Raw genomic sequence first — 14,256 nt, forward strand, 5'->3', positions numbered from 1 at the left:
TTCCGGGCCAATCCGCCCGGTGCGGGCCGATGCCGACCGGCCCGGCACCCAAGATCACAGGGGCCCGCCGCCCCCCTCCCGTGCCCCGCGTCGCGCCCCCGCCGGTCCACCCCGTCAGCAGCGGCGCATTTGGAGCGCGCTCGGCGCATTCGGAGTGGGGCGCGCGCCCCCTCTGACCAGGGGCGTTCCGCCCGGGGCTCAAGCCGCGAAGTCCGAGCGCTCTTTCAGCGGAATGGGAGGTGGGCCACTTCCCACCCACCCACCCCGAGCGGCGAGTTGACATTTTGTGACCGACTTGCCACCGACAGTGGTGACGCTCTAGCGTGCCGAATGCGGAGCGATGCTCCGTGACGCAGATCGGCCCCTGCCGGTGGTGGAACACCAAACAGGGGCCTGACCACTTCGACCGCTTAAGAGGAGCGATCTGATGGCTGTCGGCCAGCTTAGTGCTGCCCCGTGCGCCCCGCACGTACCCCTGCCAGCACCCCCGCGCCCGCACCCGATGGCCAATCCGGGGTACGGCAAGCGGTCCGCGCCCGACCAACACCCTCGCACCGAGCGCGATTTCGCTCACCTTCCGGCTCGCGAGGCGTCCATCGCCACGTATCTCGACCGGCTGCCCGAAGGCTCCGACATCTCCGTGAAGACGCTGGCCAAGCACCTCCCGTACGGCCAGTGCGCGCTGCGTACCGCACTCAACCGGCTCCAGGACGCCGGGCACCTGCGGCGCGGCAGCGAGTGCGTCGCCAACGACGAGGTGCTGCTCTGGGTGACCCGTACGTTCTTCTCCCGGACCGCGCGGGACGACGACTGGTGGGCGGCGTTCACCCGGGGTGACGTACCGGTCGAGCAGCCCCAGCGCCCCACCCGGTCCCGCGCGTTCGCGCTGCTCGCCGCGCTGGGTCGTACCGCGCCCACGCTCACACTGTCTGCGGCCGACTGCGCGGCGCTGGAGCCACAGGTCGGCGAGTGGTTCGAGCGCGGGGCCACCGAGGCGGAGCTGCTGCACGCCCTCACCGACGGGCTGCCCTCGCCCGTCCGCCATGCGGCGGCCCTGGTCCGCAGGCGACTCGCCGACAAGATGCCGCCCGAACGGGTCGCTCCGGCGCAACGGCGAACGGTGTTGCGCACCCTCGAATGCAGCGAGTGCCGCTCACCGGGCAGCGCGGAGGCCCTGATCGGCGGCCGGTGCAGGCCCTGCCGGGGCGATGCGGCCCCCGCACCCGCCGGGCCCAGCGGGGCCGTACCGGCGGACGGCGTACGGAATCGGATGAACGACGTACGGGCCGGGCTCGCGCGACGGTCCGTCAGGCCGCGGCGCCCCGGGAGCCCATGAGGCCGTGAGGCCGTGAGGCCGAGCCGTCGCCCGGTGTCCGAAAGCGGCTCCCACCTGGGAGTGGTTTGAAGCGCCTTCACCGACCGATCGCTACGTTCCGTGTTCCTCTAGGCGCGCATCGTAATCAACCGCCCCAAAGGGGAACGAACCATGTCCGAACCCACCCATGAGCAGATCGTCTCCGGGCTCCACGACCGGCCCCCCATCGCGCTGGCCCCCGGCCCCCGCCTGGACGCCGAGAGGCCCAGCTCCCTTCCGTTGCCGCCCAGCGATGTGTGGGAGCTGCCGGGCGGCACCGCCTGGGTCTACTACGGCGAGGGGAACCCCGGTCTCGTCCGGCCGGTGATCTTCTCCGACGGCTTCAGCACGGGGCCGAGCGAGCTGGAATTCTCCTGGCAGATCATGGAGTTCGGCGACTACGCGCTGATCAGCGAGCTGCGCCGCCGTGGCCACGATGTCGTCCTGCTCGGCTATCACGAACGCAGTGCGTCGATTCTGGACAACTCCCGTACCGCGCAGGCCGCGATCGCGCGGGCCGTCGCGGAGCGACTGGGCGACACGCCGCTGGCGGTCGGCGGGTTCAGCATGGGCGGGCTCGTCACCCGGCACGCGCTGGCCAAGATGGAGAGCCAGGGCATCGACCACCAGACCTCGCTGTACTTCTCGTACGACAGCCCGCACCGGGGCGCCTGGATCCCGATCGCGCTCCAGGCGTTCGCGCACTACATCAAGGACCTCGACAGCCGCTTCTCCGACCAGATCAACAGCCCGGCCGCCCGCCAGCTGCTGTGGCGGCACATCGAGAAGTGGGACAGCACCCCTGACCAGAGCGACGAGCGCGGCGCGTTCCTGGCCGAGATGCAGGCGGTCGGCGAATGGCCGCGCAGGCCCCGGCTGATCGGTGTCGCCAACGGGACGGCCGACGGGACCGGCACCGATGTGCGGGCGGGCGAACTGGCCCTGGAGGGAAAGGGCCTGACGGTTGTGGGGACCAAGCTCTACACCCAGGCACCTGGGCTCGACGAGCTCGGCGCGAAGCTGCGGGTGGTGACGCTGAAGACCAACGAGGTCCGTACGAAGGGGCTCCCGTCGATCGACGGCGCGCCCGGCGGCTCTTTGGAGGGCTTCGGCATCCTCGCGGACGCCTTCAACGCCCTGAACCCGTTCCTCGGCTTCAAGACCGATGTACGTATCCGGTCGCACTGCTTCGTACCGTCCGTCAGCGCGGTCGACGTCGCCGACCTGGACACGGACGACGAGCTGTACAAGGACATCTCCTCGCTCCCGGAGGGCACCGGCGGACTGGACGAGTTCAAGCTCGCTTCCCGGAACGAGGGCCACACCCTCGTGACGGAGGAACTCTGCACCTGGCTGCTCGACCGCCTGCCGTAGGAAGGTCCGCAGAGCGGGGCGGCGGCGCGGCGTACGGTGCTCCGTCCCATACCAAGGAGCCCTCATACCAGGGAGCCAGAACGCCAGGACGGAATGGGCACTGCGGTATCACGCGCTCACGATGCTCCGGCGGGCATCGTGGGCGCGTCCATCGCAGACCTCCAGGGAGTTCGACGTGATGACCGTTGCCCCGCACGATCCGAGCCGCGACCGCAGCCGCCGCAGCCTCGACCGCCGTCAGGTCCTCGTCGCCGGGCTGGCGGCCTCGGCGCTCCTGGCCACGACCGCCGTACCGTCCCCCGCCGCCGCAGCAGCAGCCGGGCGGGCTGACGGGCCGGCCGCCGAAACCACCGACCGCCGCGCCTCGCTGCCGACGGCCCGGCTCCCGCGCCCCACCGGTCCGTACGCCGTCGGCACCGTCGCACTCCACCTCGTCGACCGCTCGCGGGCCGAGCCCTGGGTGCCGGGCACCTCCGCCCGCCGGGAGCTGATGGTCAGCCTCTGGTACCCGGCCCGGCCGGGCGCGTCGGCGCGTCCCGTGCCGCAGATGACGGCGGGGGCCGCGGCCCACTTCGGGAGTGCGGAGGGGGCCGCTGCCATGAACCTGAAGATGCCGCCCGGGAGTGTCGACTGGGGTGCGACGCTCACCCACGCGCACGAGGCCGCGCCCGTCGACCGCCGGGCCGGGCAACTCCCCGTGGTGTTGTACTCCCCCGGGCTCGGCGACCCGCGCACCTGGAACACCGCGCTCGTGGAGGACCTGGCGAGCCGGGGGTACGCCGTCGTCACGATCGACCACACCCACGAGGCGACCGAGGTCGCGTTCCCGGACGGCCGGCTGGCCACCATGCGGATCTTCGACGGGGCGCCGCCCACCGCCCCGGAGGCGGTCACCGCCCTGCTGGAGAAGGTCGTGGCGGTCCGGGTCGCCGACAGCCGGTTCGTGCTCGACGAGTTGGCACGGCTGAACCGGACCCGGTTCGGCGGTGCGCTCGATCTTCGCCGGGTCGGCATGTTCGGCCAGTCCGCGGGCGGGTTCACCGCCGCGCAGACGATGCACGACGACCGGCGCTTCCTGGCGGGCATCAACATGGACGGCCAGATGGACTACGTCGGCGGGCGGGAGCCGGACGGCACCCACCTGAGCGGCGTGGCCCTGGACGGGCTCGACCGGCCGTTGCTGCTGATGGGTAGCGGGAGCGAGGGCTCGGGCGACTACCGGCAGCAGCCGTCCTGGGCGGCGTTCTGGGCGAACACCCGTGGCTGGAAGGCCGATGTGACACTGACCGGGTCACGGCATGCCTCGTACACGGACGCCGGGGTGCTGCTGCCCCGGCTGGCGCGGCAGGGCGCGGTGCCGGAGGGCGGGCTCGCCGGGGCGGTCGGGACGGTGCCGCCGCACCGCGCGCTGGCCGCGAACCGGGCGTACGTCGCGTCGTTCTTCGGCCGGTGGCTGCGCGGGCACGACGACCATCTGCTGGACGGACCCTCGGACCGCTTCCCGGAGATGGTGTTCGCCCGGTAAGGCGGCAGCGCCAAAGAGCTGGCCCCAAGAGGGTCAGCACAAAAAGCGTCGGCCCCCTGGACCAGATGGTCCAGGGGGCCGACACCGTGAAGCTGTACAGGAACTACCGATCCGTCAGGATCAGAAGTCCATGTCACCGCCCGGCATGCCGCCCGGAGCGGCCGCGGCGGCCTTCTCCGGCTTGTCGGCGATGACGGCCTCGGTGGTGAGGAAGAGCGCGGCGATGGACGCGGCGTTCTGCAGGGCGGAGCGCGTGACCTTCGCCGGGTCGAGGATGCCCTCGGCGATCATGTCGACGTACTCGCCGGTCGCGGCGTTCAGACCGTGGCCGACGGCCAGGTTGCGCACCTTCTCGACGACGACGCCGCCCTCAAGACCACCGTTGACGGCGATCTGCTTGAGCGGGGCCTCCAGCGCCAGCTTGACGGCGTTGGCGCCGGTCGCCTCGTCACCCGAGAGCTCCAGCTTCTCGAAGACGGCCGAGGCCTGGAGCAGAGCCACGCCACCACCGGCGACGATGCCCTCCTCGACGGCGGCCTTGGCGTTGCGCACCGCGTCCTCGATGCGGTGCTTGCGCTCCTTGAGCTCGACCTCGGTCGCGGCACCGGCCTTGATGACGGCCACGCCGCCGGCCAGCTTCGCGAGGCGCTCCTGGAGCTTCTCGCGGTCGTAGTCCGAGTCGGAGTTCTCGATCTCGGCGCGGATCTGGTTGACCCGGCCCTGGACCTGGTCGCTGTCACCGGCGCCGTCGACGATGGTCGTCTCGTCCTTGGTGATGACGACCTTGCGGGCGCGGCCGAGCAGGTCGAGACCGGCGTTCTCCAGCTTGAGGCCGACCTCCTCGGAGATGACGGTGCCACCGGTGAGGATGGCGATGTCGCCGAGCATGGCCTTGCGGCGGTCACCGAAGCCCGGGGCCTTGACGGCGACGGACTTGAAGGTGCCACGGATCTTGTTGACGACCAGGGTCGACAGGGCCTCGCCCTCGACGTCCTCGGCGATGATCAGCAGCGGCTTGCCGGACTGCATGACCTTCTCCAGCAGCGGAAGGAGGTCCTTCACGTTGCTGATCTTCGAGTTGACGATCAGGATGTACGGGTCGTCCAGGGACGACTCCATGCGCTCCATGTCGGTGGCGAAGTACGCCGAGATGTAGCCCTTGTCGAAGCGCATACCCTCGGTGAGCTCCAGCTCCAGACCGAAGGTCTGGGACTCCTCGACGGTGATGACGCCTTCCTTGCCGACCTTGTCCATGGCCTCGGCGATGAGCTCGCCGATCTGGGTGTCGGCGGCGGAGATGGAGGCCGTCGAAGCGATCTGCTCCTTGGTCTCCACGTCCTTGGCCTGCTCCAGGAGGGCGGCGGAGACGGCCTCGACGGCCTTCTCGATACCCCGCTTGAGGGCCATCGGGTTGGCACCCGCGGCGACGTTGCGCAGGCCCTCGCGGACGAGAGCCTGGGCGAGAACGGTGGCGGTGGTCGTACCGTCGCCGGCGACGTCGTCCGTCTTCTTGGCGACCTCCTTGACCAGCTCCGCACCGATCTTCTCGTACGGGTCCTCCAGCTCGATCTCCTTGGCGATGGAAACACCATCGTTGGTGATCGTGGGGGCGCCCCACTTCTTCTCAAGGACGACGTTGCGACCCTTGGGGCCAAGGGTGACCTTGACGGCGTCGGCGAGCTGGTTCATGCCGCGCTCGAGACCGCGCCGGGCCTCCTCGTCGAACGCGATGATCTTGGCCATGTGAAGTGGTCCTCCCGGACAGGGGTGGATTTCTCCGGACCGAGTGGCGCCCGCGACGGACGGCCTGCGTGAGCCGGTGGTTCCTTGCCCCACCGGCCCGCGGGCCTCACCGGCCCGGTCCAAGTTCTGTCACTCTCACCTGGAGAGTGCTAACGCCAATGATTAGCACTCGACCCCCTCGAGTGCAAGCGTCCCCCTCGGGATGTGGACAACCCCGGAGGGTCGCGGAGGGGTGTGGAGGGCTGTGGAAAACGTCCGGCGGCGCAGGCCGGGACGGCATGCGCCGCCTTGCATGCGCGGGCGCGCACCCGGCGCGCGCAGGGCGGCCGCGACGCACCGAGGGCCCGTACCCCCTGGGTACGGGCCCTCAGCGCGTGAGTGCAGTGCGTGAATGGTGTCGTTGGCCGACCGTTCGAACTCAGCCGACGGCGAGCTTGACCATGTCTGCCTGCGGCCCCTTCTGGCCCTGCGAGATCTCGAATTCAACTCGCTGACCCTCTTCGAGGGTGCGGTACCCGTCCATCTGGATCGCGCTGTAGTGGACGAAAACATCCGCACCACCGTCGACCGCGATGAAGCCGTACCCCTTCTCCGCGTTGAACCACTTGACGGTGCCCTGAGCCATGCCTAACTCCCCTATTACTGGCCCTTGCGCAGGACCGCACTTCGCGGACCCGGGTCAGAACTCACCCTCCGACAGGAGAGGGTGTGTGCGCCGGAACGCGTCGACCGCGGCTGAATGTATCTGCCCAACTGCCCTCTGCAACAGGTCAATCGGACGAGAATTCTCGGCCGCACCGAACGCCCGAATATGGGGAATTCATAAGATTCCTGGGCAAGTCGGGCCAGGCAAAGGCGACTTATGCCGCAAGCACATCGCACACTTTGGCTGCATCTTGTCGCGGCCGGGCGCATTCTCATATGCGGGCGGCACGGGCAGCTGGGGGGACTTCCCACACTCTACCGCGCTCAACCATGCAGAATTGCCCCCTCCGCGATTGAAGCGGAGGGGGCAATTCGATAACGCGGTGGGGTCGGACGGGGCGTCAGCAGCCGCCGGCCACGGCCGGGATGATCGAGATACCGGCGCCGTCCGGCGTGGCCGTCTCCAGACCGCCCTCAAAGCGCACGTCGTCGTCGTTGACGTACACGTTCACGAAGCGGCGCAGCTTGCCCTGGTCGTCCAGGACGCGGGCGGCGATGCCCGGGTGGTTCTGCTCCAGGGACTCGATGACCTGGGAGAGGGTCGAGCCCTCGGCCGGGACCTCGGCCTGGCCGCCCGTGTAGGTGCGGAGGATGGTGGGGATGCGGACCTTGACGCTCATGGTGGGTGCCCTTCCTGGAGTCTCGGGTGGTCAGCTGGTGGCGAGGCCGGCGGCGCGGAACGCGTCCAGGCTGGGACGGATCGTCGCGGTCGCCTGAGAGGTTTCGGCCACCGCGTCGAGGGTCTTGAGGCCGTCACCCGTGTTGAGTACGACGGTGGTCAGCGACGGGTCGATCAGACCGGCCTCGATGAGCTTCTTCGTCACGCCGACCGTCACACCGCCCGCCGTCTCCGCGAAGATGCCTTCGGTGCGCGCCAGCAGCTTGATCGCGTCGACGACCTGCTCGTCGTTCACGTCCTCCACGGCGCCGCCGGTGCGGCGGGCGATGTCCAGGACGTACGGGCCGTCGGCCGGGTTGCCGATGGCGAGGGACTTGGCGATCGTGTTCGGCTTCTGCGGCCGGACGACGTCGTGGCCGCCCTTGTACGCGACCGAGACCGGCGAGCAGCCCTCGGCCTGGGCGCCGAAGAGCTTGTACGGCTTGTCCTCGACCAGGCCGAGCTTGATCAGCTCCTGGAGGCCCTTGTCGATCTTCGTGAACTGCGAGCCGGACGCGATCGGGATGACCAGCTGGTCCGGGAGCTGCCAGCCCAGCTGTTCGCAGATCTCGTACGCCAGGGTCTTGGAGCCCTCGCCGTAGTACGGACGCAGGTTGACGTTGACGAAGCCCCAGCCCTCGCCGAGCGGGTCGCCGATGAGCTCGGAGCAGAAGCGGTTGACGTCGTCGTAGTTGCCCTCGATGCCGACGAGTTCTCCGCCGTACACCGCGGCCATGACGACCTTGCCCTGCTCCAGGTCGTGCGGGATGAACACGCAGGAGCGGAAGCCGGCGCGGGCGGCGGCGGCGCCGACGGCACCGGCGAGGTTGCCGGTGGAGGAGCAGGAGAGGGTGGTGAAGCCGAAGGCGCGGGCGGCCTCGATGGCCTGGGCGACGACGCGGTCCTTGAAGGAGTGCGTGGGGTTGCCGGAGTCGTCCTTGACGAAGAGCTTGCCCTGCTCGACGCCGAACTCACGGGCGAGGTTGTCGGCCTGGACGAGCTTGGTCCAGCCGGGGTTCAGGTTCGGCTTCTCGGCGACATCGGCGGGGACCGGCAGCAGCGGCGCGTAGCGCCAGATGTTGGCCGGGCCGGCCTCGATGCGCTTCTTCAGCTCCTCGGGAGAGCCGCTCGGCAGGTCGTACGCGACTTCGAGCGGCCCGAAACAGGACGCGCAGGCGAAAATGGGGCCGAGTTCGAAACGCTCGCCGCACTCGCGGCAGGAAAGGCCCGAGGCGGGGCCGAGGTCGACGGCTCCGGTGCTGACGGCTTCGGCGTCGACGGAAGAATCGGTGCTTACTGCAACGGTCTGCGCAGCCATGGTGGCGAGGCCCTTTCTCCTCATCTTCCTCGCGGCGCGTTTCGCCACGAGACGGAATTGGCACCTTCCTCACCGGACCTCACGGTCGGTGGGGGGGTTGCCGGGACTTCAACGGGCCGTTCCCTCAGTCCCTCTGGATGAGCGCTGTGGCACCGGATCTTCGATCCGGGCATTTATCGGCGGACGGACCCCGGCATGCGATGGTCGTCCGCGTTGTTCAAGACTGTAACCGAAGCATCGGACTCTTGAGATAGTCGTCCGAACCGCGAGATGGATCACATACAGGGAGTATCGACCGTGCTGGAAGAGGTCGAATGCTGGCTGGCCAGGCGTTCCTGGTCGGCCGCCGACCGCCCGCTGGACAGCCTGCTGGCCGCCAGGGCCAGGGCCGGGGAATTGAGCCGCGGGAGCGTCAGTGTCGTACTGCCGGCGCTGAACGAGGAGGCGACGGTCGGCGAGATCGTCGCGACGATCCGGCGCGAGCTGATGGAGAAGGTCCGGCTGGTCGACGAGCTCGTGGTGATCGATTCCGGTTCCACCGACGCCACCGCGGAGGTGGCCCGGGAGGCCGGTGCCCGGGTGGTGCACCGCGACGCGATACTCCCCCGGATACCGGCCGTGCCCGGCAAGGGCGAGGTGCTGTGGCGGTCGCTCCTGGTGACCGGTGGCGACATCGTCTGCTTCATCGACGCCGATCTGAAGGACTTCTCGGCGGACTTCGTCTCCGGCATCGTCGGCCCGCTGCTGACCGACCCGGACGTGCAGTTCGTGAAGGCGATGTACGACCGCCCGTTCGGTGACACGACGGGGCAGGGCGGCCGGGTGACCGAACTCGTGGCCCGCCCGCTGCTCAATCTGCACTGGCCGCAACTGGCCGGTTTCGTGCAGCCGCTGGGCGGTGAATACGCCGTACGCCGCTCGCTGCTCGAACGGCTGCCCTTCCCCGTCGGCTACGGCGTGGAACTGGGCCTGCTGGTCGACGCGCTGCACACGGTGGGGCTGGACGCGCTGGCCCAGGTCGACGTGGGGGTGCGCAAGCACCGGCACCAGGACGGGCAGGCGCTCGGCCGGATGGCGGCGGCGATCTACCGGACCGCGCAGCTGCGGCTCTCCCGCGGCCATCTGACCCGCCCGGCGATCACCCAGTTCGAACGCGGCGAGAACGGCTTCGTGCCGCGCACCCATGCCGTGGACACCGAGGAACGGCCGCCGATGTGCGAGATCGAGGAGTACGTTTCGCGCCGCGCGGCCTGACGTGGTCCGGCCACGCCGCCTGATGTGGTCCGGCCACATGGCGTGATGTGGTCTGACTTCGCACGTTTGGGCGGTTCGTGATCGGGCTAGATTCCGCAACATGGTCTCCGCGCACGATGCCCAGCCCGATGCCCAGGTCCTCGTCGCGTCCAACCGCGGCCCGGTCTCGTACACCCTGGGCACGGACGGATCGCTCGACGCGAAACGGGGCGGCGGCGGTCTCGTCTCCGGGCTGAGCGCCGTGGACGACAAGCTGTGGGTGTGCGCCGCGCTCGGTGACGGGGACCGGGAGGCGGTCCGGCGCGGGGTCGCCGAGCAGGGCGTACGGATGCTCGACATCGACGCTCGGGTGCACGCCGACGCGTACAACGGGATCGCGAACTCGGTGCTCTGGTTCGTCCACCACATGCTGTACCAGACGCCGCTGGAGCCGGTCTTCGACGCGGAGTTCCGGCGGCAGTGGGCGTCGTTCGAGACCTACAACCGGGCCTTCGCCGAGGCGCTCGCAGAGGAGGCGGGGCCGGGTGCGGCGGTGTTGGTGCAGGACTACCACCTGGCGCTGGTGCCGGGCATGCTCCGCGAACTCCGCCCCGACCTGCGGATCGGCCACTTCTCGCACACCCCGTGGGCGCCCGTCGACTACTTCCGGCTGCTCCCCGACGACATCGCCGAGCAGTTGCTGCACGGCATCCTGGGCGCGGACCGGGCGGCGTTCCTGACCCGGCGCTGGGCGGACGCGTTCATCGGCTGCTGCACCCAGATCCTGGGCGGCACCGGGCGGACCAGGATCGGGGTGCACGGGCTCGGCGCGGACGCGGACTTCCTGCGCCGCCGGGCCCACGAGGCGGATGTGGACGAGCGGATGGCGGCACTGCGCGAGCAGACCGGCCCCGGCCGGAGGACGATCGTACGGGTGGACCGAACGGAACTGTCCAAGAACATCGTGCGCGGCCTGCTCGCGTACCGCGCGCTCCTGGACGAACGGCCCGAGTGGCGCGAACGCGTCGTCCACGTCGCCTTCGCCTACCCCTCGCGGCAGGACCTGGCGGTGTACCGGGACTACACGGCCGAGGTGCGGCGGGTCGCCGACGAGATCAACGCCGTGTACGGCACGGAGGGCTGGACTCCGGTGGTCCTGCACGTCAAGGACGACTTCGCCCGCTCGCTCGCCGCGTACCGGCTGGCCGACGTGGCGCTCGTCAACCCGATCCGTGACGGCATGAACCTGGTCGCCAAGGAGATCCCGGTCGTCTCCGACCACGGCTGCGCGCTGGTGCTGTCGCGGGAGGCGGGGGCGTACGAGGAGCTGGGCAGCGACGCGGTGGTGGTGAATCCGTACGACGTCTCCGCCACGGCGGCGGCGCTGCACGAGGCGCTGACGATGGCGGAGGACGAACGGGCCGCGCGTACGGAACGTCTGGCCGCGGCGGCGGTCGCGCTGCCGCCGCAGCAGTGGTTCCTGGACCAGCTGGACGCGTTGCGGCGGGGCTGACAGTGGCCGGGGCGGCCGGATCCGTCGGGGCTGTCAGAGCTGCTGGGCCAGTGTCGCCAGGAAGGCGACCACGTCACCCGGTCCGGCCAGCAGCAGATCGGCCCGCTCGGCCAGTTCGGGCACCTCCGCGCTGCCGCTGCACACCAGCAGGCCGGGGATGCCGTCGGGGCCCTCGGTGCGGAGCTTCTCCACCGCCGAGTACGCGGCGAGGTCGCCGAGGTCGTCGCCCGCGTACAGCACCGACTCGGCGTCCGTCTCCCGTACGTACTGGGCGAGCGCCACGCCCTTGTCCATGCCCGGCGGGCGCAGCTCCAGGACCAGCCGGCCCGGCTCGACGATCAGTCCGTGCCGGGCGGCGAGTTCGCCGAGCGGACCGCCCAGCGCCTCGAACGCGGCCTGCGGGTCGGCGGCCCGGCGGGTGTGTACGGCGATCGCCCGGCCCTTCTCCTCTATCCAGGTGCCGTGCCAGGAGCCGGACCGGTCGAGCACGCCGGGCAGTTCGGCGCGGACCGAGGCGATGCCGGGGTGCGGGGCGGGGGCGTGGACGGTGCCGGACACGGCGTCCCAGCGTTCGGCGCCGTAGTGGCCGAGGACGACGAGGTGGTCGAGGCCCGGGACCCCGGCGAAGCCGCCGTGGCGGACCGCGACGCCGGCCGGGCGGCCGGTGATCACGGCGACGGAGGCCACTTTCGGGGCGAGCGCGGCGAGGGCCTCGACGGCGCCGGGGTGGGCGCGGGCCTGTTCCGGGTCCGGGACGATGTCGGCGAGGGTGCCGTCGAAATCGAGCGCGATGACGGCGCGGTCGGGGCGCGCGAGGATCGCGGCGAGGGCTTCGCGGCCGGGTGGGGTGGCGGGGGTCGGGAGCTCGGACGGGGTTTCGCTCGACGCGGGTGCGGGTGCCTGCGCGGATGCGTGTGTGGGTGCGGGTTCGGGTGCGGGTGCTTCCGGGTTGCTGCCCATGGGGCGAGCCTATAGCGGCGGGCCCGGAGCCGGCTCTCCTGCGGCGTGACGGGTGAGGCGCAGCCGACCGCCACGCGAGCATGAGGCATCGAACGGATGAACGACACCGGCCTGGCGTGTGGTGCCCGTGGGGTGCGGACAGCGATCAGGGCGACCAGTCCCCCACGACCGGGAGCGGCCCTGATGCGCAGGTCTCTTGTCCTTTCCACGGTACTGGCGGCTCTCCTCGCGGGTGCCTCCCTCTCCCCCGCCCCGGCTCAGGCCCGGCCGGCCGGGCCGAAAGCCCGGCACGCGGCGGACGCCGGTCTCTTCTACACCAACGGCGACCACGTCCACGTCTCCAGTACGCCCCCGGCGACGGCGTCCGGACACGGCTGGTGGGTGCGGGTGAAGGGTGGGAAGCCCGGCGAGAAGGCCAAGGTCACCATCTGGCTCCAGGCGAAGGACCGGCACGGCAAGTGGAAGTCCGTGGCCAGCGGGTCGAAGAAGGTGAAGCCGACCAAGGGCAAGGCGAGCAGCACCCATCGGGCCAACGCCCGTAAGACGTGCGAGGGCCGGAAGAAGACGCAGTGGCGGAGCCTGATCGACGTGGACGTCATCGGCGAGGCCGACTCCCCGGAGAAGGCCGTCACTGCCACGATGACCTTCAACTGCGGCGCGGGTGTGTAGGGAGAGGCAATGGGTGATGCGGTGCGGGACGCGACCCTGCTCATGGGCGTGCACGGAGTCCTCACCCGGCATCCCTGGCTCACACCGCCCGAGGGCGCTTCGGCGTCCGGCCCGCCCGAGGACACCTCGGATTCCGATTCCGACGTGGCCGAGGACGCCTCGGATTTCGATTCCGACGTGGCCGAGGACGCCTCGGAAGCCGAAGACGTCGACGTCTTCGGCCTGGCGGTGAACCGGGCCGAGGCCTACGGGTGGAGCAGCACCCTGCTGGGCGCCGGCATGGAGCTCGGCGGAAGCCGGTGGGGGCACAACGACGCGGGGGAGGACTGGACGCAGGACGGGCGCGTCCGGGAGATCGGCTGGCTCCAGGTGGACGTGTCCTCCTGCCTGAACCGGCAGCGACTGCCCGTGCTGCCGGTGGCGACGGTCCTCGGCGATGTGCTGCGGCAAGTGGGCGATGTCCGGGTCACCGGAGTGCACACCGTGGCACCGGTGCATCTGGCGCCGGATCCCGCCGCGGCTCTGCTGTACGCCGCGCATTGGTACGAGCTGGCCGATCCGGGCGCGGCCAGGGACATCACCGTGACCGTTTCGGGCCGCGATGCGGGGCTTCCGGGCCGGGGCGGGCGCGTCCGCGACGAGGCGCTGGCGTGCACCTACGGCCGGATGACCGTCGAGCCGGAGAGCACCGCCGTGAACCTCCCGGGTCTGTCCCGGTCGCCGACCGGGAAGGTGCAGACCGAAGGGATGCGCCGGGCCCTGGCCTTCCGCTGCCGGGTGCCGGTGTGGTCCCTGGACGCGGCGGCCTGGACCACGGAGGTCTTCGTCGAGGCGCTCCGTGCCACCGGCACCGCGGAGCCCGTCCTGATCACCGTCTCCTACTGAGCGGACGCCGGTCCCAGCGCCGTCCCGCCCCGTACTTCTGCCTCAGCGCCGTTCGCGTTTCGCGTCCCGCACCCGGCGCAGGCGGTTCACCGTGACCGGGTCCTCCTCCAGTGCGCGGCGGTCGTCCAGCAGGGCGTTCAGGAGCTGGTAGTAGCGCGTGGGCGAGATGCCCAGCTGTTCGCGGATCGCCCGCTCCTTGGCCCCGGGGCCGGACCATGACTGCCGTTCCACTGCGAGCACGGCACGGTCCCGGTCGGAGAGGCCGTCCGTGTCGTCGGGGCCATGCGTGGGGGCGGTCATATCAGCCAACATATCGCCC

Annotated in this window: 13 protein-coding genes and 1 riboswitch; of the genes, 7 read left to right on the forward strand and 6 right to left on the reverse strand. The window is 70.6% G+C overall.

Annotated features, from left to right (window positions below; all coding sequences use genetic code 11):
• The first annotated feature begins 427 nt into the window (after nucleotides 1-427).
• The 3 genes from OG842_RS17755 (at nucleotide 428) to OG842_RS17765 (ending at nucleotide 4,253) form a co-directional block, all read left to right on the forward strand.
• Complete coding sequence (locus OG842_RS17755) at nucleotides 428-1,336, forward strand: hypothetical protein (protein WP_443063989.1); 909 nt, start codon at nucleotides 428-430, stop codon at nucleotides 1,334-1,336.
• Nucleotides 1,337-1,486: 150 nt separating this feature from the next.
• On the forward strand, nucleotides 1,487-2,728 hold the full coding sequence (locus OG842_RS17760; RefSeq protein ID WP_266730787.1) for a hypothetical protein: 1,242 nt from the start codon (nucleotides 1,487-1,489) through the stop codon (nucleotides 2,726-2,728).
• Between the two features lie 178 nt (nucleotides 2,729-2,906).
• Nucleotides 2,907-4,253: an alpha/beta hydrolase family protein gene (locus OG842_RS17765; RefSeq protein ID WP_328512332.1), complete on the forward strand. Its 1,347-nt coding sequence runs from the start codon at nucleotides 2,907-2,909 to the stop codon at nucleotides 4,251-4,253.
• A 120-nt stretch (nucleotides 4,254-4,373) separates the two neighbouring features.
• Here OG842_RS17765 and groL read toward each other — a convergent pair whose 3' ends face one another.
• The 4 genes from groL to thrC form a co-directional block, all read right to left on the reverse strand.
• Entirely contained in the window at nucleotides 4,374-5,996 is a 1,623-nt protein-coding gene (gene groL, locus OG842_RS17770) for a chaperonin GroEL (RefSeq protein WP_124717206.1), read from the reverse strand.
• Nucleotides 5,997-6,414: 418 nt separating this feature from the next.
• On the reverse strand, nucleotides 6,415-6,621 hold the full coding sequence (locus OG842_RS17775; protein ID WP_003967346.1) for a cold-shock protein: 207 nt from the start codon (nucleotides 6,619-6,621) through the stop codon (nucleotides 6,415-6,417).
• A gap of 421 nt (nucleotides 6,622-7,042) precedes the next feature.
• Nucleotides 7,043-7,321 (reverse strand): MoaD/ThiS family protein, encoded by a 279-nt coding sequence (locus tag OG842_RS17780; RefSeq protein ID WP_072487929.1) that lies wholly within the window; start codon nucleotides 7,319-7,321, stop codon nucleotides 7,043-7,045.
• Nucleotides 7,322-7,351: 30 nt separating this feature from the next.
• Nucleotides 7,352-8,677 (reverse strand): threonine synthase, encoded by a 1,326-nt coding sequence (thrC, locus tag OG842_RS17785; RefSeq protein WP_266730792.1) that lies wholly within the window; start codon nucleotides 8,675-8,677, stop codon nucleotides 7,352-7,354.
• Between the two features lie 17 nt (nucleotides 8,678-8,694).
• Nucleotides 8,695-8,821: riboswitch (SAM riboswitch) on the reverse strand.
• 153 nt (nucleotides 8,822-8,974) lie between these two features.
• Here thrC and OG842_RS17790 point away from each other — a divergent pair.
• A complete protein-coding gene (locus tag OG842_RS17790; RefSeq protein WP_328512333.1) occupies nucleotides 8,975-9,931 on the forward strand; it encodes a glucosyl-3-phosphoglycerate synthase in 957 nt (318 codons plus the stop codon).
• A gap of 100 nt (nucleotides 9,932-10,031) precedes the next feature.
• Nucleotides 10,032-11,423, forward strand: coding sequence for an alpha,alpha-trehalose-phosphate synthase (UDP-forming) (locus OG842_RS17795; RefSeq protein ID WP_328512334.1), 1,392 nt, complete (start codon nucleotides 10,032-10,034; stop codon nucleotides 11,421-11,423).
• Nucleotides 11,424-11,456: 33 nt separating this feature from the next.
• Here the strand turns inward: OG842_RS17795 and otsB are convergent, their stop codons facing one another.
• The gene (gene otsB, locus OG842_RS17800; protein WP_266730796.1) at nucleotides 11,457-12,383 is read right to left on the reverse strand and encodes a trehalose-phosphatase; all 927 of its coding nucleotides are present in this window, start codon (nucleotides 12,381-12,383) and stop codon (nucleotides 11,457-11,459) included.
• Nucleotides 12,384-12,566: 183 nt separating this feature from the next.
• On the opposite strand from otsB, the gene OG842_RS17805 reads away from it, so the two are divergent.
• Both OG842_RS17805 and OG842_RS17810 read left to right on the forward strand, forming a co-directional pair.
• The gene (locus OG842_RS17805) at nucleotides 12,567-13,052 is read left to right on the forward strand and encodes a hypothetical protein (protein WP_266730798.1); all 486 of its coding nucleotides are present in this window, start codon (nucleotides 12,567-12,569) and stop codon (nucleotides 13,050-13,052) included.
• Between the two features lie 9 nt (nucleotides 13,053-13,061).
• Nucleotides 13,062-13,937: a hypothetical protein gene (locus tag OG842_RS17810; protein ID WP_328512335.1), complete on the forward strand. Its 876-nt coding sequence runs from the start codon at nucleotides 13,062-13,064 to the stop codon at nucleotides 13,935-13,937.
• A 42-nt stretch (nucleotides 13,938-13,979) separates the two neighbouring features.
• Here OG842_RS17810 and OG842_RS17815 read toward each other — a convergent pair whose 3' ends face one another.
• Nucleotides 13,980-14,237, reverse strand: coding sequence for a DUF3263 domain-containing protein (locus tag OG842_RS17815; protein WP_266730802.1), 258 nt, complete (start codon nucleotides 14,235-14,237; stop codon nucleotides 13,980-13,982).
• Between the last annotated feature and the right edge of the window lie 19 nt (nucleotides 14,238-14,256).

Source organism: Streptomyces sp. NBC_00376, assembly GCF_036077095.1.
GTDB lineage: Bacteria > Actinomycetota > Actinomycetes > Streptomycetales > Streptomycetaceae > Streptomyces.